This is a genomic window from Cryobacterium algoritolerans (assembly GCF_004402785.1).
Taxonomy (GTDB): Bacteria; Actinomycetota; Actinomycetes; order Actinomycetales; family Microbacteriaceae; genus Cryobacterium; species Cryobacterium algoritolerans.
In genome coordinates this window covers 1-21,649 of record NZ_SOFP01000072.1, presented here as the reverse complement: position 1 = coordinate 21,649, position 21,649 = coordinate 1, and the positions used below count along the sequence as shown (strand labels likewise).

The window sequence follows — 21,649 nt, the reverse complement described above, 5'->3', positions numbered from 1 at the left end:
GCCCAGCCTAGCGCGACCCGTCCGCGAGGCCTGGGAGGCTCGGCACTCCCGCCAGTGTCGTGGCCGTTGCCGGAGCTCCGTCCACCCAGCCGATCGGAAGGCCCAGCTCGTCGACGGTGCCCGGCGTGCCGGTGGTTGAAGCCCCGACCACGGCGACAGCGTCGATCTGCGTGATGGCGGCCAGCGCCGCGGCCCAGCGGCCGGTGTCCGAGGGTTTTCGGCCGGCCTCCACCACGAGCCAGACCTGGTCGGCACCGATCGGCGCGAGCGTGTCGGCCAGGGCCGCGACCAGGGTCACCGAGTCGGCCAGATTGCCGCCCAGGCCGTAGGCCACGAAGGCGGTCAGGCCCCGTTCGACTCCCCTGGCCCTGGCCGAGAGCGCCGTGCGGCGGTCGTCTGCGCGTTCGCCCTCATCGGAGCGGACCGCCCCGGCGACGAGCACTTCGCCGGCCCCGTTGAGCGCCATCGAACGCGCGACCTGAAGCGCGGCATCCGGCAGCCCGACGAGCACGACCAGATCCCCGTGCCCCGAGAGGGGCCGAGGCACCCGGGTCACCGGCGTCGGCGGCGGGGCGAGCTGCGCGGCGGGCTGCGCGGCGGGCTGCGCCTCCATGGGCCCGACGTCGGTACCGGCGGCGCGCACGCGAGTCGCGGTGAGCACAATCGGGGCAGGATCCGGTTCGGCCTGAAAGGTGAGCTCATCCATCAGGTGGGCGAAGTCGGCGGAGTCGGTGGACAGGGTCAGTTCCGGGCTCGTCTGGAGGCGAGCCTCGGCCTCGTCCGCGTCGTCCAGGAGGGCGGCGATGCCGAGCCTGGCCTGCAGGTCGGGCTGGTCCGGCGGGTCGCGCCTACCCTGCGGGTCACGCCGGTCACGCCGGTCACGCCGGTCCTGCGGTTCGCGCCGGTCCTGCAGGCCGAACCGGGCGTGCGCGCCGCGGCGCCGCCGCTCCGGCACCTCGACGGTGACCTCGAAGTGCCGCCTGGCGAAGAAGCCCCGGATGCCGCCGACCGTGACGCATTCGGCGGCGACGATGCGCGCATCCGCACCGTGTTCGGAGAGGATGCGCGCCTTCAGCCCCTCGAGGGTGGCACCTTCAAGCAGAAATCGTTTCGGTTCCACGAACCACTCCCACCGTCTCGATGGCAACGTTCGCCGACGTCACCTCCTGGTAGGAGAGCACCGGCAGCCCGCCGGCGTGCGCGGAGAGCAGGCGGCGGATGGCAGGGCGCAGCGCGGGCGCGCAGACCAGCACCGCGGTCAGCCCGCTCGCCTCGACGTTCGCCAGGGCCTCCTTGAGCGAGCCGAGGATGGCGTCGATCCTCGCCGCGTCGAGCATGATCTGGGTGCCCTGCTCGGAGGGACGCATGCCCTCGAGCATGGACTGTTCGAGCCCCGGCTCGATCATGATCACCCGGAGCAGTCCGTCGTCGAGGTACTGGGCGGTGAGCGCCGGGCCGAGCGCCTGGCGGGCTGCCTCGACCAGTCCCTCCGGGTCGGCGGAGACCTTCGCCCGCAGCGAGAGGGACTCGTAGATGCGGGGCAGGTCGTTGATCGGGATCAGTTCGACCAGCAGCCCCTGCAGCACGCGCTGCACCTCGGCGAGGGAGAGCAGGCCGGGGATCAGGTCGTCGACGGCGGACGGGTTGACCTGCTTGACCCCGTCGGTCAGCACGCGCACGTCCTCCCTGGTGAGGAGCCTGGCCGCGTTGCCGGTGATGATCGAGGAGAGGTGGGTGACGAGCACGGAGACCCGGTCGATCACGGTCGCCCCGGTCATCTCCGCGCTGTGACGCATCTCGCTTGGCACCCACTTGCCGGCCAGGCCGAAGACCGGTTCGACCGTGGCGGTGCCGGGCAGCAGCTCGAGGGCGTCGCCGAGGGCGAGGACCTTGCCGGCGGGGGCCGTGCCGCGGCCGGCCTCGACGCCGGCGATACGGATGACATAGGTCGCCGAGGGCAGGTCGACGCTGTCCCTGGTGCGAACGGGCGGCACCACGACGCCGAGGTCCATCGCGATCTTGCGGCGCAGGGAACGCACCCGGGCGAGGAGGTCGTCCTGGGCGCCGGAGACGAGGTCGACGAGGTCGGGCGCGAGGAGGATCTCGAGCGCGTGCACCCGCATGGTTTCGATCAGGTCTTCGGCGGTGTCCGACCGCGGGGCCAGCCCCTCGGCCGCGACCGCGGCATCCTTACCGGCCTGGTCGCGCTCCTCACCGGCTTTGATCCGCCGGGAGAAGAGGATCAGGGCCACCCCGATCACCACGAACGGGATGATCGGCATGCCGGGGATGAGCGCCATCAGGAGGGCGGCTGCCCCGGCGATCATCAGCGCGTTGCGGGACTGGGTGAGCTGGGCGGAAGCGGTCGTACCGATGTCGGACTCCGCGTTCGAGCGGGTGACGATCATGCCGGTGGAGACGGCCATCAGCAGGGCAGGGATCTGGGTGACGAGGCCGTCGCCGATGGTGAGGAGCGAGTAGGTGCTCATCGCCTCGCCGATCTCCAGGCCGCGCTGGATCATGCCGATCGCGATGCCGCCGACCAGGTTGATGATGATGATGATGATGCCGGCGATCGCGTCACCCTTGACGAACTTCGAGGCGCCGTCCATGGCGCCGTAGAAGTCGGCCTCGGCGGACACCTCGGCCCGGCGCTCCCTGGCCTGGGTGTCGGTGATCAGGCCGGCGTTCAGGTCGGCGTCGATCGCCATCTGCTTGCCGGGCATGGCGTCGAGGGTGAACCGGGCGCCCACCTCGGCGACCCGTTCGGCGCCCTTGGTGACGACCACGAACTGGATCACGACGAGGATCAGGAAGATCACCGCGCCGATGATGATCGACCCGCCGACGGCAACCTGGCCGAAGGAGGCGATGACCTGGCCGGCGTAGCCGTCGCCGAGCACGAGGCGGGTGGAGGCCACGTTCAGGCCGAGCCGGAACAGGGTGGCCACCAGCAGCAGCGAGGGGAAGACCGAGAAATCGAGCGGCTTCTTCACGAACATGGTGGTCAGCAGTGTGACCAGGCCGAGCAGGATGTTGATGATGATGAGGACGTCGAGGAGCACCGCCGGCACCGGCACGACGAGCAGCAGGATGATGCCGACAACGCCGATCGGCACGGCGAGTTTGGCGAGGTTGCGGTTCATCGGTGGCCTCCGTTGATCAGGGCAGGTTCGGTTACGGTGTGCACGCCGGACCCGGCGCCGGAGCCACGGGTCTTCAGGGCCAGTACAAAGGCCAGCACCCGGGCGACGGCGTTGTAGAGCTCGACCGGGATTTCCTGGCCGATCTCGCACTCGGCGTGCAGGGCTCGGGCGAGCGGGATATCGCGCACAATGGGGACGGTGTCGGTCTCGGCCTGCTCCCGGATGCGGGCGGCGATCACTCCGGCGCCCTTCGCGACGACGCGCGGCGCGGACTTGCCCGGTTCGTATTTCAGGGCGACGGCGAAGTGGGTGGGGTTGATCAGCACGACATCGGCGGTAGCGACGGCCGCCATCATCCGGTTGCGGCTCATCGCCAGCTGCCGAGACCGGCGCTGGGACTTGACCTGGGGGTCACCTTCCGAGCTCTTGTTCTCGTCCTTGACCTCCTTCTTCGTCATCCGGGTGCGCTTGCGGTTGCGGCGGATCACGACGAACACGTCGGCGGCGGCGAGTACGAGACCCGCGATCACCGCGGACTGCACAAGGGAGGCCGCGCCGCCGCCGGCCGCTCCGATCAGCGCCATCACGGGCAGGCCCCCGGCGGTCATCAGGATGGGCATCAGGCCCTGGATCACCAGGGTGAGCACCAGGCCGACGGCCACGGTCTTGAGCAGCGCCTTGACGCCCTGCCAGACCGCCTGCCCGCCGAAGGTGCGGGTGAAGCCGGTGACCAGGTTGAACTGCTCGTACTTGCCGGCGACCTTCTTGAAGTGCACACCGCCCTGGGCCACCGCGCCGATCAGCACGGTGACGAATACCGTCGCGAGCATCGGGGTGAGGACGCCGGCCATCGAGCCGAGCGATTCGCCCAGCATCTGAACGGCCAGTTCGGGGTCCGGCCGGGCGACGAGGGAGCGGATGCTGATCATCTGGCTGGTGCCGGCCTGGGCGCCGAGGGAGATGGTGACCGGGGTCATGATGGCGGCGGCGCCGATGCCGAGCCACGCGGTGAGGTCCTGGGATTTGGAGAGCTGGCCCTTGGAGCGCACCTCGCGCATCCGTTTATCGGTCGCCTGCTCGGTCTTTTCACCGGAGTCCGACATCTACTTCACCCCCATCATCGTGCCGACGGCGACGCCGGTCAGCGAGGAGACGATGCGCGGGAGCGCGACGAAACCGGCGGCGCCCAGTGACAGGGTGATCAGGATCTTGAGCGGGAAGCCGAGGGCGAACGCGTTGAGGGCGGGCGCCACCCGGGTGAGCAAGCCAAGGCCGGCGTCGGCGAGGAAAAGCACGACGATCAGGGGGCCGGCGATCTGCACCGAGGCGAGCAGCATCTGCCCGACCGCCGTGGTCACGGCCTGCATCGGCACGGCGAGGTTCATGCCGCCTCCGATCGGCAGGGCTGCGAAGGTGCGGGCGAGGCCGCCGATGATCAGCTGGTAGCCGCCGGAGGCGAACAGGAGCGCCAGGGCCGTCATCTGGTAAAGCCGGGTGAACATGGCGCCGTTGATCATGGCCTGCGGGTCGAAGCCCTGGGCCAGCTGGAACCCGCCGAACATGTCGATCAGGTTGCCGGCGGACTGGATGGCGGAGAAGACGACGAGGACCAGGAAGCCGAGCACCCCGCCGACCATGATCTCGAGGATCAGGGCGCCGATGAAACCGGCCGTGTCGGGCGAGACGTAGCCGGGGGTCACCTGCGGCGAGACGGCCAGGGCGAGCCCGAGGGCCAGCATGCCCTTGATCCGCAGCGGAATTGCGTTGTACGAGAACGGTGGCGCCACGATGAGGAACGCGACCATGCGCACCCCGGCGAGCATGACCGCTTCGATCCACGCGAAGTCCAGGGTGATGTTCATCAGCCGCCGCCGATGAGCGCGGGGATCTTATCGAAGAGCATATGGGTGAACGAGACGATCTCGGAGATCATCCAATGGCCGGAGACGATCAGGGCCACGGCAACGGCGATCGCCTTGGGCACGAAGGAGAGCGTCACCTCCTGGATCTGGGTGATCGACTGGAGCAGGGAGATCGCGAAGCCCACGACGAGGGCGGTGATCAGGATCGGGGCGGACAGCATGCCGGCCACCAGGATGCCCTGGAGCCCGATGTCGAGAACGGCGTTGGTGTCCATCAGCCCCCCCGATAACTGCTGATCAGGGTGGTGATGATCAGACCCCACCCGTCGACGAGCACGAAGAGGAGGATCTTGAACGGCAGGGAGATCATCACCGGCGGCAGCATCATCATGCCCATCGACATCAGGGCGGCGGAGACGACGAGGTCGATGACAAGGAACGGCACGAAGATGACGAAGCCGATGATGAACGCGGCCCGAAGCTCGGAGATCATGAAGGCGGGGATCAGGGTGAGCAGGTTGACCGCGTCGCGGTTCGCCGGGTTGGGCTGGTCGGCGGCCCTCGTCATCAGGGCGAGGTCTTCCTCCCTGGTGTGCGCGAGCATGAACGTGCGCAGCGGCCCCGAACCGATGGTCACCGCGTCATCGAACGAAAGCGTGCCGTTCAGGTAGGGCTGGAGGGCGTGCTCGTTGATGTCGGTCAGGATCGGCGCCATGATGAACAACGACAGGAACAGGGCCAGGCCCGCGAGCACCTGGTTCGGCGGGATGGACGGTAGTGCGAGCGCGTTGCGGGTCATCGCGAGCACCACGAAAATCTTGGTGAACGAGGTCATCATCAGCAGGAGCGCCGGTGCGACCGAGAGCAGCGTGATGCCGATCAGGGTGACGATCGCCGAGGACGGCGAACCGTCGGGCCCGTTGATGGACACATTCAGGCCGCCGCCGGCCGGCGTGGTCGGGGCGGCCGGTTCGGTCGGCGGGGTGGGGTCGATCGGCGGGGTGGGGTCGATCGGCGCAGGGTTGACCGGCGCGGCATGCCCGGCCGGGGCGATGACGAGCACGATCGCCGCCACGATCACAACGACCAGGGCCGCCATCACGAAGACCCGGGCGATGCGCCAGCGTCGGTCTGCCCGCAGGGCTGCCGGGTTCACCGTCCCTGCCGGAGGGCGGCTGCGGTCTGCTGCCACGTCGCCGGCGAGAGGATGGAGCCACCCAGGCGGCTCTGATTGGTCCGGCCTGCGGCGGCACGGGCCGCAGCGCCGTGGCGCGGTCGCAGGATGAGCGGCGGGGCCGGCTCGAAGTCGGCGTCTGAGGTGTGCGCCGCATTCTCCGCGGCACCGGTCGAGGCCGCGGCGCCGGTCGAGGCCGCGTTGAGCGAGCGAGCGAAGACCGAGTCCCCTGCCGTTCCGGCGGCCACCGAGTCGCTCGTCATTGCGGCGTCGACAGCGGACGAGTTGTCGCCGCCGTGCAGCACGTTCACGGACTGTTCCGTCACGCCGAGCACGAACCGGCGGCCGTCGATATCGACGACGACGACGGATGCCTTCTGGCCGAGGCCCTGGCGGCCGACCACGGTGACGAGGTTCTGGCTTCGCGTCGCCCGGGCGCCACGGGTCAGGCGTCGCTGAAGGACCCAGAGCAACCCGAGCACAGCGGCCAGGGAGAGGGCAACCCGCAGAGCGACGAGGAGCGTGTCCACCTAGGTCAGGCTCTCGGCCACGTCGAGGATCTGAGTGATGCGCACGGCGTAGTCCTGGTCGACTACGACGATCTCACCGTGCGCGATCAACCTGCCGTTGAGCAGGATATCGGCGGGGGCCCCTGCCGAGCGGTCGAGTTCGATGACCGCCCCGGGTTCCAGCGCGAGCACGTCCCGCACGGACATCCGGGTGCGACCGATTTCGACAGTGAGGGCCATTTCGACGCTGTTGATGCGGCCGAGCTTGCCGACCACCGAACCGGGCCCGCGGCCGGTGGAGCCGATGGTTCCGTTGTCGCGCAGCCGGATCGCGAACCAGCCGGTGACGGCGCCTGCGCCGGTCAGTTCGTAGACGACGGTGTCGGCATCCGCGAACAGCGCGGTCGCGTCTTCGACCCTGGTCTCCCCCAGCACGCCGACCCCGAAGGCGCCCGCGGCACCCTCGAGCGCCGGGCGCAGCACGTCCTGGCTGGAGACCAGGGCGGATTCGGCTCCGGCCGCGGCGTCGAGCGACGCCGGGTCTGCCAGCACGACGGCGATGTCCGCCGAGGTCACCCCGACGAAGGAGGCGACGACCGCGGCGCCCAGCCGGCCGGCCAGGGCCGCGCCGGAGCACGGCACGGCCTGCAGGGACGTCGGGGTCGGCAGGAGCCCGATCAGGGCGTCGACGGCGGCGGCAGGCATCGCGGTGGTGGTGGTGGTCATGCGAAGGTCTCCTCGGTGTCGATGACGATGCAGGCCAGGCGGGAGCCGTTGGAACCAACGGCGGCGCGTGCGAGCGGCTGGCCGTCGACGACAACGTCGAGCGGGCGGTGCTTGGAATGGGAAATGGAGAGGACGTCCCCGACCGCCAGGCCCAGGATGACGCTCGGCAACACGCGGATCGGTGTGAGCTGCAGGGCGACGTCCACCGGCACCCAGGCGAGCTGTGCGTGCAGGAGATCTTCCGGGTTTCCGGCGTTGCTGGTCGGGTTCGTCTCACCGAGCTGGGGCAGAAGCGTGTCGGCCGGGAGGGCGAGGGTCGCGGTGGCGGTCGATTCGCCGACCCGCATGGAGAAGGTCGCGACGATCATCAGGTCGCCGGTGGCCGCGGCCTGGGCGAACTGCGAGTTGTACTGGATACCCCCGACCACGATCGGCGCGACGAGCAGGGCACCGAGGCAGTAGCGCAAGTCCTCGAGGGCGTCGTCCATCAGCCGCCGCACGAGCGCCTGTTCGATCTGGGTGAAGGTGCGTTCGGGGGCGGATGTGCTGCCCGAGCCGCCGAGCATGTGGCTCACCCAGGACAGCGCGGCGGCCGCGGGGAACTGGATGACGGCCTTGGCGCTGAACCCGGTGACCGGGCAGAGCACCATCGCCGTCGTCGCCGGAAGAGATGACGCGTACTCGTCGTAGCTGCGCATGATCACGCTGTCACAGGTCACCTGCGAGAGCACCCGAACCTTGGCGGTGAGCTGGGTACCCCACTGGCGGGCGAAGGTCTCGAAGGCGAGTTCCAAAACGCGGGAGTGCTCGCGGGCGAGGGTTGTCGGGCGACGAAAGTCGTACACCTCGACCGTGCGCGCCGCCGAAGCGGGCACACCAATCACTGCTTGTTCCTGGACCGTCACGACAACGACTATCGGTCGCCGAACTGCGCGCGTTAGGAGTCGGCGCGAAACTCATCTTCCGGGTCGTCGTGGCCGGTTGCCGTGATCAGTGTCCGGTCTTCGCGGTGGTCTTCCCCGTCGTGGTGGTCGTGGTGGACGTCGCGGTTTTTGTGGTGGTCGTGGTCGAATCGGCGGATGCCGCGGGCACCGCGGCAGGCACCGCGGCAGGCACCGCAGCGGGCACCGCGGCAGGATCGGCTGACGCTGCGGGTGCGGGATTGAGGGCCGTTCCGTCCAGCACCGACGGGATCAGCGAACGGACGGCCTCCGGCTGGCTGGAGAGCATGACCACGTCGACCCGGCGGTTTTGCGCCATCGCGGCGAGCTCGGTACCGGTCGCAACCGGCCTGGCCGAACCGTAGCCGACGGCCGAAATGCGTTCCTGCGCGATTGCGCCGAACTCGACCAGCCGGCGCAGCACCGCCGTCGCCCGGCCGGAGGAGAGCTCCCAGTCGGTCGGGAAGTTGACCGTGACGCCATGCCGGTCGGCGTGGCCCTCGATCTTCACCTCGTTGGGCTGGGCAGCGAGGATCGGCGCGATCGTGTCAAGCACCTGTACCGCCTGGGCACTGAGGTCAGCGAGGTTCGGGGCGAAGAACGCCTCGGAACCGATCAGGCCGACCGTGAGGCCGCGGGAATCAATGACAAACTGCACCTGGCTGCCGATGCCCTTGGCATCCACGGCATCCTGCAGGGACTTCCGGGCCGCTTTGAGTTTGCCGACCTCCGACGTCGCCAACTGCAGGTCGGTGAGACCGGTCGCTTCGCCCTGTTTGGCCTTCTCTTTTGTGACGATGACGCCCTTGGCCGTGTCGACCTTGCCGACGTCGGTGGCGCCGAAACCGGTCGCGAGAGAGTTCTTCAGCTGCACGAACTTGGACTGGTCGACCGATGACATGGCGAACAGCACGATGAACATGCACATCAGCACGGTGACCATGTCCATATAGGACGCCATCCAGCGCTCATCGACGTGCTCGACGTGTTCCTCTTCGAGGCTCCGGCTGCGGCCGCGCCCCCGGCCGTGCCCGCTCACGCCGCCTTGGGCAGGGACTTGGCCGCCTTGTCTGTCTTGCCCGCCTTCGTCGACTTGGAGGATTCCGCCGGCACCATGGCTCGCAGTCGTTCGCCGAGGAGGCGAGGCTGGCTTCCAGCCTGCACCGCGAGGGCACCCTCGAGCAGGAGCGTCATCCGCTCGACCTCGATGTCGGAGAGGCGCTTGAGCCGGTTGCCGATCGGCAGCCAGAGGAAGTTCGCGGAGAGGAGACCCCAGAGGGTGGCGACGAAGGCGGCCGCGATCAGAGGGCCGAGGGTCGAGGGCGTGTCGAGCTTCTCGAGCACGTGGGTCAGGGAGATGACGGTGCCGATGATGCCGACGGTGGGCGCATAGCCGCCGAGGCTGGTGAAGAACTTGGCGGCGTTGCGGCTGGCCTTGGTCCGGGTGGCCAGCTCGTCTTCGAGCAGGATGCGCAGTTCGTCACCGTCGGTGCCGTCGGCGATGTTCTGCAGGGCGCCGCGCAGGAAAGGGTCGTCGACGTTGTCGGCCTCCTGCTCGAGGGCGAGCAGGCCGGCGCTGCGGGCCTTCTCGGCCAAACCGACGATCTGGTCGATGACCTGCTGCGGCGGGGTGGTCCTGCCGACGAAGGCGCCGGGCACGGCCTTGAACGCCGAGATCGCGTCGCGGATCGTTCCTCCGGCGATGCCGACTGCGATGGTGGCGCCGAAGACGAGCACCATCGGGGCAGGCAGCAGGATCGAGGAGACATGGCCACCCTCGATCGTGATCATGGCGAAGAGCGAGCCGAAGGCGAGAGCGATGCCGATCAGGGTTGCGGGATCCATCAGAGCCTCCGCGGTCGGTGGGGCAGCGCGCCGCCCGGCTGGGTAGGGTCTTCGATCGCGTGCGGACCGCTGACGATTTCGAGCGGTCTGGCGCCGGTGCTGTAATCGGCGTCCGAGGTGAGGTAGGCGAGGGAGATAACGTGGGCTCGGAAGCGGGCGATCTTCTCGATCACCTCTTCGAGGCCCTCCGTGACGATGAACTTGGCACCGTCGACCATCACCAGGGTGGTGTCGGGGCTTGCGTGGATGCGCTCGATCAGATCGGGGTTGATCGCAAACTGGCTGCCGTTCAGCCGCGTCACAACGATCATCGGGCCCGTCCCTGGTCTCCGGACGGTTCAAGTAACCGTCGTGAACCACTGTCGGTCGCCGTGCCCCGGCCGTTAGTTGTCGGCCGCGACCGGAAGCGGTGGGCCCTCGCTGAACTGTGACTTGAGCACTAATTAGGGCAGGAAAACCGTGCAGAACTCACAGCTCGGCGATAAATCAGCGCCTCTGCGGGTTGGATCCGGATCCTCTCACGAGGACCGATCCGGCCCGCCCCTCAGTCCTTGCTACCGCTTGAGGTTGGTGAGCTCCTGCAGAACCTCGTCCGAGGTGGTGATGATGCGGGCGTTGGCCTGGAAGCCGCGCTGGGCGACGATCAGGTTCGTGAACTCCTGAGAGAGGTCGACGTTCGACATCTCGAGCGCTCCCCCCGTGAGCGAGCCGAGGCCGCCACTGCCGGGGGCGCCGAGGGCGGCGTTGCCGGAGTTGAAGGTGGCGCGGTACTCGGAGGAGCCGGCCTTCTCGAGTCCGCCCGGGTTGGCGAAGGTGGCGAGGGCGATCCGGCCGATGGATGCCTGTCCGCCGTTGCTGAACAGGCCCACCAGGGTGCCGTCCTTGCCGAGAGTGAAGGACTGGAGCGTGCCGGCGGCGGCGCCGTCCTGCGAGTTGATCGTGGCGGTGGTGAGCCCGGCGAAGCCCTCGAGCTTGCCCAACTCGACCTTCACGTTGTCACCGGTTGCGGTGACGACCATCAGGTCAGCCGCAGGAGGGGTCTGCTTGCCCCCTGTGAAGGAGAGAGTTTGCGTCGCAGTCGCGCCGCCAGCGACGCCCGACACGTTCCAGGCGCCCGCGCCGGCATTTGTGAAGGTGAGCGACAGAGTGCTGGGGGCACCGGATGCGTCGTAGATCTTCACGTCGCGAAGGAGAGCAGTGCCAACCACAGCGTCGGACGGCAGGTTGCCACCCATGAGCGCATTCTTTGTCGGGTTCGCCGGGATGATCGACTGCAGCGGCAGGGTGATGTTGCCGATGGCACCGCCCTGGTTGATGACTCCCTTGACGCCGTTCCAGCCCTGCACGATCGCGCCGGCCGGCGAGACCAGGCGGCCCTGGGCGTCGAAGTCGAATGCGCCGGCCCGGCTGTAGAGGGTTTCGCCGCCGAGCTGGGTGACGAAGAATCCGTCGCCCGAGATCATGATGTCGGTGGCCTTGCCAGTGGCCTGCGAGGAGCCCTGGGCGAAGTTGGTGGAGATGCCGGCCACCTTGACGCCGAGTCCGACCTGGGCCGGGTTGGTGCCGCCGACCTCGGCCTGCGGGCCGCCGGCACCCTGGCTCAGCTGCGAGAGGGTGTCCTGGAACTGGGTGGCCGAGGCCTTGAACGCGGTGGTGTTGACGTTGGCGATGTTGTTGCCGGTGACGTCGAGCATGGTCTGGTGCGAGCGAAGGCCGGAGATGCCGGAGTACAGGGAACGAAGCATGGGATGCTGCCTTTCTGAAGGGGAGGGAGTCTGAAAAGGTGAGGGGAGCTGTTGAGTTGGCGGGGCCCGGCTGTGCGGGCCGCGGTCAGGCGGTCACCGTGGGTGTCGCCGCCGGATGGGCTGTGACGCCGGAGATCGCATCCAGAGCCACGCTCGTGCCGTTGATGGTGACCTGGGGAACCTTGCCGGCGTAGGAGACGGCGGAGGCGGTGCCTGTGGCGCTCGTGCCATCGGCCTTCGTGTAGGTGACGTCCTGGCCGACGAGGGCCGCGGCGGCCACGCGCATCTGCAGCGAGAAGTTCTCGTCTGCCGTGGTCGACAGCGCGGAGAGCTTCTCCATCATCGCCAGCTGCGTCGTCTGGGCGATCATCTGGTTCGTGTCCATGGGTGAGCTCGGATCCTGGTTGCGCAGCTGGGTCACCAGCAGCGACATGAAGGCCTCGGAGTCGAGGGTCTGCTTGGGCGCCCGGGTGGGTGTGGTGGTGTACATGCCGGTGGCTACCGGGGCGGCAACTGCGTCGATGGTCACGATGTTCTCTCTTCTGCTCAGGCCAGGATGTCGATGGTGTGTGTGCTCCCGAAGACGGGGGCACGGAAGCGCTCCGGGGCGGCTTCGCCGGCGCCTCGGCCGCGTTCGGTGCGGGCATCGGGCTGCTGCCGGTCCTGACGGTTCGCCGACGGGTCGGAGGGCGAGTCGTTCGCGGACAGGTCCAGGTGGGCGGGGAGCCCGCCACCCGAGAGGTCGCGGCGCAGGTCGGGAAGGATGGCGCGCAGGGCGTCCCTGGCCAGGTCGGTCGGGGCGAAGAGCTCGACCCGGATGTTGTCGCCGTTCACGTGGGCGCGCACGGTGACCGGCCCGAGGTTGTCGGGGCTGACACTGATCGTGAGAACGTGGTCGCCGTTGACGGCCCCGGCCAGGTTGAACAACGGCCGGGCAACCTGGGCCGCCAGCGGCACGGTCGGAACGGCCGCTGCGGGCGCCGGTGCCGCCGCGGCAGCAGCGGGCGTCACGGTCGGCGCTGGGGTGACGACGGAGCCGGCCGGAACCGCCACGGTTCCGGGGGCAGCGGCCTTGTCGACCGGAGCCGCGGCTTCGGTATCGATGCGGGCGGCGGCGCCGGCGACGGCCGCACCGAAGTCCGCGGCCGTCCTGACTGGAACGAGCCCGGAAAGGGCCGTGGTGCCGGTGGCCATGCCGGTCGCGGCCGGTGAACCGTTCTGGGCCGCGGGTCCGGTCGGTGCTCCCGCTGAAGTTCCCGGCGCAGCCGTTCCCACACCGGTCGCGGTCGCGTCGATGGTGCGTGCTGCGGTAGAACCTGCGGCAGCGTCGACGCCAGCGGTTTCGGCAGTTTCCGTCGCGGCTGCGGTAGACGTCGGTTCGGCAGCGGTTCGGAGAGCCGGAACGGCTCCGGCGACGGCGACCGAGGCTGAAGCCGGGACTGCGGCGGCGGCGGCGGCCGCGCTCGCGCCCGCATCGCCGACGGGGGTCGCAGCGCAAGCGCCGACGACCTCGGCCTTGTCCGATTCGGCGTTGTCCGATCCGGCGTTGTCCGATCCGGCGTTGTTGGAGGCGGTGCCATCCGACATGGTGCCTGCGGGCCGTGACTGGGCGGACAGGTCAAGGCCGGCGGCCGTCGCGGGCATCGCCGGGACGGTTGTAGTGACGACAAGAGCTGAGTCGTCCGGAGTGTCAGGGGAACCTGCCTCATCAGACGGGGCCTGTGTTCCGGCGGCGACCGGCAGCGGCGCGGAGACCGGAGCAAGGGTAACGAAGGAAGCGGGCGCGATCGTGGACGGCATCGGGGCTGCTGCGGCGTCTGCTCTCCCTCGGTGGATCGGCTTGCCTGCGTCCGGCTTACCTGCGTCCGGCTTGCCTGCGTCCGGCTTACCTGCGTCCGGCTTGCCTGCGTCCGGCTGGGGGCGCTGTGCCGGCGAAGCAGGGTTCGCAGTGCGGTTCGGAGTGCGCTCCACCGGGCGCTCCACAGGGCGGTCCGCGGACCGGTCGGGGGCGGCATTCGTGGCCGGCTCGTAGCGGGCGCCGCGGCTTGCCACCCCGTCGCGTGCGTCGAGGGTGCCCTGCATGATCGACGCGAACGCGCCGGCTCCGGCAGCCGCACCGGCCCCGGACGTGGTGCCGCCCTGGCCGCGGGACGAGGGCGGGGAAACGGCCGGGGCGGCCGAGCGGAGGAGAGCCGAATTCATCGGGAACCGCCCTTCATCAGCTTGGCGAAGGCCGCGGTGACGAGGTCGGTCGTGCCTGCCGTGCTCGTGGCCGCCGGGACATCGGGGATGACGCGGCGGATCGTGGTGATCTCGGAGTCGTCCATGTAGGCCTCGACCTTGCTGACCGTGCGGCCCTCGTATGGCGCGTGGATGACCTTGTGGTCGCCGGCGTAGATGAGGATGTGGTCGCCGCCGCCGGTGACGATGAGGTCGCCCGGTTTGGCCTCGGCCAACGAGGCAACCTCGGTGCCGATCTTCATCTGGCCGGAGACGAGGCGCGGCACCGCGATGCCCATGTCCGCGTAGACCTTCTGCACGAGTCCGGAGCAGTCCATGCCGCTCCGGTCTTCGCCGCCGAAGACATAAGGAACGCCGAGGTACTTCTCCGCGGCCTTCACCACCCCGGCGCCGGTCGCGCTGCCGGGGTTCGCGGTGACCGTGCCGGCCTGGGCGGGGCCGGAGGCGGAGGCGGAGGCCAGGGCATCCGCGAACGTGCTCGACGACACGCTGCCCGCGGCGGTCGTGGCCGTCGACTTCGTGGGGGCGACCACGCTCGAGAGCTGATCCAGGGTGGCACGGATGTCGCTGACCCGGCTCAGCATCGCCACCATCGTCATTGGAGCAGGCCCTTGCGGTTGCGGTGCCAGGAAGTGGAGGCGATCTCGTCGAGGATGGTCTGTTCGGCGTGCAGGTCTTCGGCGGCGACCGCCTGGCCGTGCCGGCCCTCGAGCTTCTCGAGGCTCACCGACTCCGCGCGGGTGGCATCGTAGGCGGCCTGCGCCTCGCCGACGGCCGTCTGGTAATTGCGGCCGAGGGCATCCATCTCGGAGAGCATGCTGCGGGAGGAGGCCCGTGCCGCGGCGACCGCATAGAGCGTCTCCGGGCCGGTGACGTTGCTCGGCAGCACCTCGAGGGCGGCCCGGGCGTGTGCCCGGCGCAGGGTGTTCGCCCGGGCGGCGGCGTTGGCGGCGGCAAGGTCGCCGGCGGCCTGGTCCTGCTGCAGGTGACGCAGCCGAAGCAGTCCGGCGAGGGCGAAGGTGCGTGCCATCAGAAGCCTCCGAGTTGCCCGGTGAGGGCGGTGAGCTGGTCCCAGGCGAGGGCTGCCGGGGTCTGGTCGTCCATGCGCTGCTGGAGGAAGGCGTTGATCGCGCCCTCGTGGGCCACCGCGGCGTCGACCAGCGGGTTCGTGCCGGTGCGGTAGGCACCCACGTCGAGCAGGTCCTGGGCGTTGCGGCGGGCGGCGAGCACCTTGCGCAGCATGCCGGCGACCTCGTTCTGGTGCGGGTTGTTGACCCGTGAGGCCACCCGGGATATCGAGGCGAGGGCGTCGACGGAGGGGAAGTGGCCGAGCACCGCGAGCTTGCGGTCGAGCACGACGTGGCCGTCGAGGATGGACCTGGCGGCGTCCGCAATCGGCTCGTTGTGGTCGTCGCCGTCGACAAGGACCGTGTAGACGCCGGTGATCGAGCCGGCCTCGTCGGTGCCGGCGCGCTCGAGCAGCCGGGCGAGGAGGGAGAACGTGGAGGGTGGGTAGCCCCGGGTGGCCGGCGGCTCGCCGACCGACAGGCCGATTTCGCGCTGGGCCATGGCCACGCGGGTGAGTGAGTCCATCATCAGCATGACGTCGGCGCCCTGGTCCCGGAACGACTCCGCGATCCGGGTGGCCACGAAGGCCGCGCGCAGGCGCATCATGGCCGGTTCGTCGGAGGTGGAGACCACGACGATCGAGCGGGCCAGGCCCTCCGGGCCGAGGTCGTCCTCGAGGAACTCGCGCACCTCGCGGCCGCGCTCCCCCACCAGGGCGATGACGGACACTTCGGCGTCGGTGCCACGGGCGATCATGGAGAGAAGCGACGACTTGCCGACGCCCGAGCCGGCGAACAGGCCCATCCGCTGGCCCTTGCCAACCGTGGTGAGGGTGTCGAGCACGCGCACACCGAGCTGGAGGGGCGTGACGATGCGAGAGCGCGCCATGGCAGAGGGGCTGTCGTGGTCGAGGGAGACCCGGCCGGCGACGACGAGCGGGCCTTTGCCGTCGATCGGGCGGCCGAGGCCGTCGATGACCCGGCCGAAGAGGCCCCTGCCGGTCGGCACGAAGTCGGGGGCGCCGTCCGAGCGGGCCGGGGCACCGACGCGGATGCCGGTCATCCGTCCCAGCGGCATGCACCGGATGCCCTCACGGGTCGTTGCGACCACTTCCGCGTCGACTTCGCCGTGCTCGCCGATGGTGACCAGGTCGCCGATGGCGCAGTTGAGGCCGCGCACCTCGAGGCCGAGGCCGACGATGGAGGAGACGACGCCGACGCGCTGCGGCCGGGCAGCGGCCAGGGCCGAGCCGAGCCTGGCGGCCTGCGGCTGCCAGGTGAGGGTCATGAGGCACCGCCGAGGAGCACGGCCTTCGCGCGGGCGAGGGCGGTGCCGATGCGGGCGTCGAGGAATCCGTCGGGGAATTCGGTGATCGCGTCGCCGCGGGCGAGGGACGGGTCCGCCGCGAAGTCGACGCCGGCCTGCGCCCGGGTGGCCGGGTCGAGCACGGCCAGGTCGTCGGGGTTCATCCGCACGGAGTGCGGCTGGGCGGCGGTCGAGTGCGCGAGGGCGCGGCCCAGGGCGAACCGGACGGACTTCTCGGCGTCGTCCAGTTCGTGGCCGATGATCGCCTCGGCGAGGTCGAGGGCGGTGGTGACGAGGGTGTTCTCCGCGTCGCGCAGCACCGGGACCGTGCGCTCGTCGAGGGCGGCGGCGGCGGCCCCCAGCACGGCGACGGCGTGGTCGACCCGGGCCTGGCCGTGGCTCACGGCCGCGGCGTGCTCGGCCTCGAGGTGGGCAGCCCTGGTGGCGATCTCCTCGGCGGCGGCCCGGAGCCCGGCCGCGTAGCCGGCAGCGTGGCCGCGGGCGCGAGATCGATCGTCGTCCTGGTCACCAGTGACGTCCCGGTTGACGTCCCGGAGGGTGGGGAACGACAGGGTGGAGAATCCGCGGTTAGACGACATAGTCATCCTCGTCTGCTCGCTGCACGGTGATGCTGCCCTGCGCGGCCAGGTCGCGGATGGCGCGCACGATGGTGGCGCGGGCCTCCTCGACCTGCGACACCCGCACAGGCGCCATGGCCTTGACCTCGTCGTCGAGGATCTCGCGGTTGCGCTCGGACAGGTTGGTGCGGATGGTCTCGGTGACGCCCTCGGCGGAGCCCTTCATCGCGACGGCGAGCACGGCCGCGTCGATGCCGCGCAGAACCTGCTGCACATCCCGGCTCTCGAGTTTGACGATATCCGCGAAGGTCAGCATCCGGGACCGGACTTCTTCGGCCAGGATCGGGTCGCTAGCGTCGAGGGCCTCGAGCAGGGCGCGTTCGGTGGCGACGTCGGCGCGGTTGATGATGTCGACGAGGGGCTGGATGCCGCCGACCACCGCGGTGGTGTCCCGGGACGAGGAGATGGCACCGACCCGGCCCTTGAGGGTGTCGGTGACCACCTTGATCGCCTCCGGGGTGGCGGTGCCCATGGTGGCGATGCACTGGGCGACCTCGGCCGGCAGGGAACCGTCGAGGCCGGCGAGCACGGCTGAGGCGTGCTCGGGGCGCAGGTGCGCGAGCACCAGAGCGATGGTCTGCGGGAGTTCGCCGTCGAGAAGGGTGAGCACCTGGAGCGGCTCGGCGGTATCGAGGAACTCGAAGGCCTTGCCGGCCATCGACGACGCCACCCTAGTCATCACGCCGGCGGCCTTCTCGGCGCCGAAGGATGCCTCGAGCAGGCCGACCGCGAACGCGTGGCCGCCGCGCGGGTTGCGGGCGCCCTTCACGGTGATGTCGTGGAACTCCAGCACCGTCGTCTCGGTGACCTCGGGGTCGACCCGGCGCAGCTGCACGATCTCGGCGGCGATGTCGGCGGCCTCGGCCTCAGTGAACTGCTTCATCACTTCGGAGGCGCGCTGGCGGTCCATGTTCATCAGGACAACGGCGACCTTCTGCGTTCCCGTGAGGGGAACCTTCACCTCGATCATGCGGGCTGCCGGTCATCCATCAGGCCGCGCAGGAACTCGGCGGTGCGGGCCGGGTCACGCTGGGCGAGGGAATCGATCTCGACCCGCATCCGGTCGGCTTCGCCGGTGGCTCCGCTGACGCCGTAGGCGACCGTGGGGGTCGGGTCGATCATGATCGGACTGTTCTGGGCGGTGATCCCGAACGGGACGTTCGCCGCGGCGAGCACCGGGCGGGCCTCGATCAGCTCGTCGAGCTCGATCGCTTCGCGGCTCTGCCGGCGCGAGCGACGGGCATAGAGGATGAGGCCGAGCACGAAGGTGATGACGATGCCGGCGGTGATGATGCCGATGCGCAGGATCTCCGAGAAGCGGTCGGCCGCTGCCGAGGCGTCGGCGGCCTTGAGGGCGGTGGCGGCATCCGTGGCACCGGCGGCGTTGAAGCTGACGACCTCGACCGTGACGGCGTCGCCACGCTTGGCGTCGATTCCGGCGGCGGAGGAGACCAGGGAGGTGACGTCGGACACATTGAGCTTGCCGACGGCGTCGGCGTTCACCGCGACCGAGACGGTCTGGCGGTTGATCTGGCCGGCCGGGATGGTGCGGGTTTCGGTGACTTTGTTGACCGCGTTGTTCTTGGTGGTGTCGGCGGAGGTGAAGGAGCCGTCCTTGCCGGTTCCGGCAGGAACGGCGATGTTGTCTGGCCCGAGAACGCCGGCCGCGGCGCCGCTGGCACCGGCACCCGAGTAGGTCTCGGTCTTGACGGCCTCGTTGAGCGTGGGCGTGTTCGTGGGGGTGGTGAAGGATTCTTCGACCCGCTGTGCGGACTGGGTGCTCATGTCGGCGGCGACGACGACGGTGGCGTTGCCGGGCCCGACCACCTTGTCGAGCATGGCCTGGACGGCGCCGCGCACGCGCTGCTCGTAGTCGCCGGCCTGCTGGTCCGCGGAGCCGGTGGCGCCGACGCCGACGGCGGAGAGCACGACACCCTTGGCGTCGATGACGGCCACGTCGGTGGGCTTCATGCCGTCGATGGACGCGCTGGTCAGGTGCACGATCGCCTGCACCTGGTCGGAGTTGAGGGTGACGCCGGCCTGCGTTTCGACGAAGACGGATGCGGTGGGGTCGGTCTTCTCCGACGCGAACACTGTGTCCTTGGGGATCGCAAGACGCACGGACGCGGTCTTGACACCCTTCATGGCCTGGACCGTGTTGGCCAGTTCGCCCTCGAGCGCCCGCTTGTAGGTGACCGACTGCTGGAACTCGGAGGCGGTGACGCCCATCTTGTCGAGCAGCGAGTAGCCGCCGGTGCTCGAGGAGGGCAGGCCGGCCGCGGCGCTCTTGAGGCGTTCGTCGTAGACGTTCTCCTGCGGCACCATGATCGTGGCGCCGCCGTCGCTGAGCTCGTAGGGCACGCTGTCGGTGCGCAACTGGTCGACGATGGTGTTCGCGTCGGAGCCGCTGAGACCGGAGAACAGGGGCGTGTAGGCCGGCTTACTGGCCCACATGGTGAGGGCGGCAATGCCGAGCGCGAGCACGGCGACCCCGATGATGGCGACCGTGCGCTGGGCGACGGTGAATTCACGGATGTTGCGAGCGATGTTGGCGAAGACCGACGTAATGGGGCGGGGCATCAGGCCTGCATCCTCATGATCTCGTTGAACGCGTCGACACCCTTGTTACGCACCGCTGCGACCAGTTCAAGGGAGACCTGCGCCCTGGTCGACGCGATCGTCGCGGCGTGGATGTCGTTGAGGTTTCCGGTGACCGCCTGCACCGCGAGGGTATTGGAGGTGGACTGCAAAGCCTGCAGGTTGTCGACGGCGCCGGCGAGGGCGGAGCCGAAGCTCGCACCGTCGGTGGGCTGGCTGTTTTGCACGCCGGGCAGGTAGCCGGTGCCAGCCACTGACTGAACAGCGGGGATTGCGCCGATGGTCATCAGCCACGTCCGATCTGAAGTGCTGCTTCGTAGCTGGTCTTGGCGCGGTCGACGACGGCGGCGTTGGCCTGGTAGCCGCGCTGGGCCATGATCAGTTCGCCCATCTGCTCGCCGAGGTCGATGTCGGGGCGACGAACGTTGCCGTTGGCATCCGCGAGCGGGTTGCTGGGGTCGGAGGCGAGGATGCCCGTCTCCGAGCCGAGCGCGGTGCCGGAGACGTAGGCGCCGGTGACGCCCTGGCCCTCCTGGGCGACGATGTAGCGGGCCTGGAAGGCCTTGCCGCTGGTGGGGGTGACCGTGTTGACGTTGGCGATGTTGTCGGCGACCGCGTCGAGCCACTTGCGGTGCAGGGTGAGGCCGGTGCCGGCGATGCCGATCGCGTCGATGCTCATGAATGCGCGCCCATCAGTTGGTCCGCATCGCGGCGCGCATCGCGCTGAACGGGTTGTTGACGGCCTGGGCCGCGAACTGGTAGCGCAGCACCGTCTCGGTGTTGGAGAGGGTCTCGGTGTCGAGGTTGACGTTGTTGCCGTCGAGGCGGGTGGGCTCGAGCGAGCTTGCGGTCGTCGCATTCGTGCGACCGTCGCCCGCTGCGACCGACTTGGCCAGGGCAGCCTCGAATGCGACGCGCTTGGCGTGGTAGTTCGGGGTGTTCACGTTGGCGATGTTGTTCGCGATGGTGCGCTGGCGCAGGGCCAGTCCGTCCAGGGCGCTGGATAGCGCGGTGGCGGTCACGGATTCAAGCACGGTTTCCCGATTCGTCGTCAAATGAAGACGGCCGATCCGTGGCCTGAGGTTGAGCTATCCCTGCTCGTTCCTTGCTATCGACCACCGCGTTAGCAAAGTAAGGGGATTCTTAGGAAGAAATAGTGCGGGGCTGCGCGATCCCGCTGTTTCACTGGGCGGTGTGCCTCATTCTGGGGGCCACTGGCGGATGCTTCGCTGCGGTGATCGAGCCTGTCGAGATCCCACCCGGGTCTCGACGGGCTCGACGACCGGGTCTTGACGGGCTTGACCGCCGGGTCTCGACGAGCTCGACCACCCGGTCTCAACGAGCTCGACCACCCGGNACGAGCTCGACCACCCGGTCTCAACGAGCTCGACCACCCGGTCTCAACGAGCTCGACCACCCGGTCTCAACGAGCTCGACCACCCGGTCTCAACGAGCTCGACCACCCGGTCTCAACGAGCTCGACCACCCGGTCTTGACGGCTCGACCACTGAGTATGAGCGCACCCGCGGTGATCGAGCCTATCGTGATCCCCACCCGGTCTCGACGCGCTCGACCGCCGGGCCTTGACTGGTTTACCGCCAGGTCGCGCCGGTTAGAACGGGGCGGGCTCGGGCGGGGCCGGGTCGTGCGGTGGGGGTGTGGTGGTATCTGTGACCGGCGGGTTGGTGTGGATGATGGTGGCGGGTTCGGTGGTGAAGGTGCGCCCGGTTGGGGAGGTCCATTGCAGGTACCCGTCGTCGAGGTGGGTGATGGTCCACCCGGTTTCGGTTTTGAGGCCGTGGCAGCCTGGGCAGAGGTGGGCGAGGTTGTTGTGGGCGGTGAGGCCGTCGA

24 protein-coding genes and 1 pseudogene are annotated in these 21,649 nt (G+C 69.4%); all 25 read right to left on the bottom strand.

What is annotated here, in order from left to right; all coding sequences use genetic code 11:
* Positions 1-7: 7 nt before the first annotated feature.
* Entirely contained in the window at positions 8-1,120 is a 1,113-nt protein-coding gene (locus tag E3O19_RS14650; RefSeq protein WP_134568793.1) for a hypothetical protein, read from the bottom strand.
* On the bottom strand, positions 1,095-3,146 hold the full coding sequence (locus E3O19_RS14645) for a flagellar biosynthesis protein FlhA (RefSeq protein WP_134568791.1): 2,052 nt from the start codon (positions 3,144-3,146) through the stop codon (positions 1,095-1,097). Before E3O19_RS14645 ends, E3O19_RS14650 begins: the two co-directional genes overlap by 26 nt.
* Positions 3,143-4,249, bottom strand: coding sequence for an EscU/YscU/HrcU family type III secretion system export apparatus switch protein (locus E3O19_RS14640; protein ID WP_134568789.1), 1,107 nt, complete (start codon positions 4,247-4,249; stop codon positions 3,143-3,145). The genes E3O19_RS14645 and E3O19_RS14640 overlap by 4 nt, the downstream gene beginning before the upstream one ends.
* Complete coding sequence (locus E3O19_RS14635) at positions 4,250-5,008, bottom strand: flagellar biosynthetic protein FliR (RefSeq protein ID WP_134568787.1); 759 nt, start codon at positions 5,006-5,008, stop codon at positions 4,250-4,252. It abuts the gene before it with no gap.
* Positions 5,008-5,283, bottom strand: coding sequence for a flagellar biosynthesis protein FliQ (gene fliQ / locus E3O19_RS14630; RefSeq protein WP_134568785.1), 276 nt, complete (start codon positions 5,281-5,283; stop codon positions 5,008-5,010). The genes E3O19_RS14635 and fliQ overlap by 1 nt, the downstream gene beginning before the upstream one ends.
* On the bottom strand, positions 5,283-6,107 hold the full coding sequence (gene fliP / locus E3O19_RS14625; RefSeq protein WP_134568928.1) for a flagellar type III secretion system pore protein FliP: 825 nt from the start codon (positions 6,105-6,107) through the stop codon (positions 5,283-5,285). Before fliP ends, fliQ begins: the two co-directional genes overlap by 1 nt.
* Before the next feature lie 53 nt (positions 6,108-6,160).
* Complete coding sequence (fliO, locus tag E3O19_RS14620) at positions 6,161-6,712, bottom strand: flagellar biosynthetic protein FliO (RefSeq protein ID WP_134568783.1); 552 nt, start codon at positions 6,710-6,712, stop codon at positions 6,161-6,163.
* Positions 6,713-7,417, bottom strand: a complete 705-nt coding sequence (gene fliN, locus E3O19_RS14615; protein WP_134568781.1) for a flagellar motor switch protein FliN — start codon at positions 7,415-7,417, stop codon at positions 6,713-6,715. It lies immediately after the preceding gene.
* Positions 7,414-8,301 (bottom strand): flagellar motor switch protein FliM, encoded by an 888-nt coding sequence (locus tag E3O19_RS14610; RefSeq protein WP_134568779.1) that lies wholly within the window; start codon positions 8,299-8,301, stop codon positions 7,414-7,416. The genes fliN and E3O19_RS14610 overlap by 4 nt, the downstream gene beginning before the upstream one ends.
* A 106-nt stretch (positions 8,302-8,407) precedes the next feature.
* Entirely contained in the window at positions 8,408-9,397 is a 990-nt protein-coding gene (locus E3O19_RS14605) for an OmpA/MotB family protein (protein ID WP_338145107.1), read from the bottom strand.
* Positions 9,394-10,203, bottom strand: a complete 810-nt coding sequence (locus E3O19_RS14600; protein WP_134568777.1) for a motility protein A — start codon at positions 10,201-10,203, stop codon at positions 9,394-9,396. The genes E3O19_RS14605 and E3O19_RS14600 overlap by 4 nt, the downstream gene beginning before the upstream one ends.
* Positions 10,203-10,514 carry a flagellar FlbD family protein gene (locus E3O19_RS14595; RefSeq protein ID WP_134568776.1) on the bottom strand — a complete coding sequence of 104 codons (312 nt, stop codon included), beginning with the start codon at positions 10,512-10,514 and terminating at the stop codon, positions 10,203-10,205. Before E3O19_RS14595 ends, E3O19_RS14600 begins: the two co-directional genes overlap by 1 nt.
* Before the next feature lie 243 nt (positions 10,515-10,757).
* On the bottom strand, positions 10,758-11,948 hold the full coding sequence (locus E3O19_RS14590; protein ID WP_134568774.1) for a flagellar hook protein FlgE: 1,191 nt from the start codon (positions 11,946-11,948) through the stop codon (positions 10,758-10,760).
* Positions 11,949-12,033: 85 nt separating this feature from the next.
* A complete protein-coding gene (locus E3O19_RS14585) occupies positions 12,034-12,477 on the bottom strand; it encodes a flagellar hook assembly protein FlgD (protein WP_420898623.1) in 444 nt (147 codons plus the stop codon).
* Between the two features lie 17 nt (positions 12,478-12,494).
* On the bottom strand, positions 12,495-14,150 hold the full coding sequence (locus E3O19_RS18635) for a flagellar hook-length control protein FliK (protein ID WP_134568772.1): 1,656 nt from the start codon (positions 14,148-14,150) through the stop codon (positions 12,495-12,497).
* Positions 14,147-14,788, bottom strand: a complete 642-nt coding sequence (locus E3O19_RS14575; RefSeq protein ID WP_134568770.1) for a C40 family peptidase — start codon at positions 14,786-14,788, stop codon at positions 14,147-14,149. Before E3O19_RS14575 ends, E3O19_RS18635 begins: the two co-directional genes overlap by 4 nt.
* Positions 14,785-15,219, bottom strand: a complete 435-nt coding sequence (locus tag E3O19_RS14570; RefSeq protein ID WP_134568768.1) for a hypothetical protein — start codon at positions 15,217-15,219, stop codon at positions 14,785-14,787. The genes E3O19_RS14575 and E3O19_RS14570 overlap by 4 nt, the downstream gene beginning before the upstream one ends.
* Entirely contained in the window at positions 15,219-16,544 is a 1,326-nt protein-coding gene (locus E3O19_RS14565; RefSeq protein WP_134568767.1) for a FliI/YscN family ATPase, read from the bottom strand. Before E3O19_RS14565 ends, E3O19_RS14570 begins: the two co-directional genes overlap by 1 nt.
* Positions 16,541-17,161, bottom strand: coding sequence for a FliH/SctL family protein (locus tag E3O19_RS14560; protein WP_166804591.1), 621 nt, complete (start codon positions 17,159-17,161; stop codon positions 16,541-16,543). Before E3O19_RS14560 ends, E3O19_RS14565 begins: the two co-directional genes overlap by 4 nt.
* On the bottom strand, positions 17,151-18,170 hold the full coding sequence (gene fliG, locus E3O19_RS14555) for a flagellar motor switch protein FliG (RefSeq protein ID WP_174776945.1): 1,020 nt from the start codon (positions 18,168-18,170) through the stop codon (positions 17,151-17,153). The genes E3O19_RS14560 and fliG overlap by 11 nt, the downstream gene beginning before the upstream one ends.
* Positions 18,167-19,780, bottom strand: coding sequence for a flagellar basal-body MS-ring/collar protein FliF (fliF, locus tag E3O19_RS14550; RefSeq protein ID WP_134568763.1), 1,614 nt, complete (start codon positions 19,778-19,780; stop codon positions 18,167-18,169). The genes fliG and fliF overlap by 4 nt, the downstream gene beginning before the upstream one ends.
* Entirely contained in the window at positions 19,780-20,085 is a 306-nt protein-coding gene (gene fliE, locus E3O19_RS14545) for a flagellar hook-basal body complex protein FliE (RefSeq protein ID WP_134568761.1), read from the bottom strand. The genes fliF and fliE overlap by 1 nt, the downstream gene beginning before the upstream one ends.
* A complete protein-coding gene (locus E3O19_RS14540) occupies positions 20,085-20,477 on the bottom strand; it encodes a flagellar basal body rod protein FlgC (protein ID WP_134568759.1) in 393 nt (130 codons plus the stop codon). The genes fliE and E3O19_RS14540 overlap by 1 nt, the downstream gene beginning before the upstream one ends.
* Positions 20,478-20,490: 13 nt before the next feature.
* Positions 20,491-20,832 carry a flagellar basal body rod protein FlgB gene (flgB, locus tag E3O19_RS14535; RefSeq protein ID WP_134568757.1) on the bottom strand — a complete coding sequence of 114 codons (342 nt, stop codon included), beginning with the start codon at positions 20,830-20,832 and terminating at the stop codon, positions 20,491-20,493.
* Positions 20,833-21,410: 578 nt separating this feature from the next.
* A pseudogene (locus tag E3O19_RS17875) lies at positions 21,411-21,649 on the bottom strand (hypothetical protein); the annotation flags it as partial.

Bases quoted from the DNA above. Each gene is read 5' to 3' on its own strand.
- E3O19_RS14645 (WP_134568791.1), bottom strand. From the start codon at position 3,146: ATGAACCGCAACCTCGCCAAACTCGCCGTGCCGATCGGCGTTGTCGGC.
- E3O19_RS14640 (WP_134568789.1), bottom strand. From the start codon at position 4,249: ATGTCGGACTCCGGTGAAAAGACCGAGCAGGCGACCGATAAACGGATG.
- E3O19_RS14635 (WP_134568787.1), bottom strand. From the start codon at position 5,008: ATGAACATCACCCTGGACTTCGCGTGGATCGAAGCGGTCATGCTCGCC.
- fliQ (WP_134568785.1), bottom strand. From the start codon at position 5,283: ATGGACACCAACGCCGTTCTCGACATCGGGCTCCAGGGCATCCTGGTG.
- fliP (WP_134568928.1), bottom strand. From the start codon at position 6,107: ATGGCGGCCCTGGTCGTTGTGATCGTGGCGGCGATCGTGCTCGTCATC.
- fliN (WP_134568781.1), bottom strand. From the start codon at position 7,417: ATGACCACCACCACCACCGCGATGCCTGCCGCCGCCGTCGACGCCCTG.
- E3O19_RS14600 (WP_134568777.1), bottom strand. From the start codon at position 10,203: ATGGATCCCGCAACCCTGATCGGCATCGCTCTCGCCTTCGGCTCGCTC.
- E3O19_RS14595 (WP_134568776.1), bottom strand. From the start codon at position 10,514: ATGATCGTTGTGACGCGGCTGAACGGCAGCCAGTTTGCGATCAACCCC.
- E3O19_RS14590 (WP_134568774.1), bottom strand. From the start codon at position 11,948: ATGCTTCGTTCCCTGTACTCCGGCATCTCCGGCCTTCGCTCGCACCAG.
- E3O19_RS18635 (WP_134568772.1), bottom strand. From the start codon at position 14,150: ATGAATTCGGCTCTCCTCCGCTCGGCCGCCCCGGCCGTTTCCCCGCCC.
- E3O19_RS14575 (WP_134568770.1), bottom strand. From the start codon at position 14,788: ATGACGATGGTGGCGATGCTGAGCCGGGTCAGCGACATCCGTGCCACC.
- E3O19_RS14570 (WP_134568768.1), bottom strand. From the start codon at position 15,219: ATGGCACGCACCTTCGCCCTCGCCGGACTGCTTCGGCTGCGTCACCTG.
- E3O19_RS14565 (WP_134568767.1), bottom strand. From the start codon at position 16,544: ATGACCCTCACCTGGCAGCCGCAGGCCGCCAGGCTCGGCTCGGCCCTG.
- E3O19_RS14560 (WP_166804591.1), bottom strand. From the start codon at position 17,161: ATGTCGTCTAACCGCGGATTCTCCACCCTGTCGTTCCCCACCCTCCGG.
- fliG (WP_174776945.1), bottom strand. From the start codon at position 18,170: ATGATCGAGGTGAAGGTTCCCCTCACGGGAACGCAGAAGGTCGCCGTT.
- fliF (WP_134568763.1), bottom strand. From the start codon at position 19,780: ATGCCCCGCCCCATTACGTCGGTCTTCGCCAACATCGCTCGCAACATC.
- fliE (WP_134568761.1), bottom strand. From the start codon at position 20,085: ATGACCATCGGCGCAATCCCCGCTGTTCAGTCAGTGGCTGGCACCGGC.
- E3O19_RS14540 (WP_134568759.1), bottom strand. From the start codon at position 20,477: ATGAGCATCGACGCGATCGGCATCGCCGGCACCGGCCTCACCCTGCAC.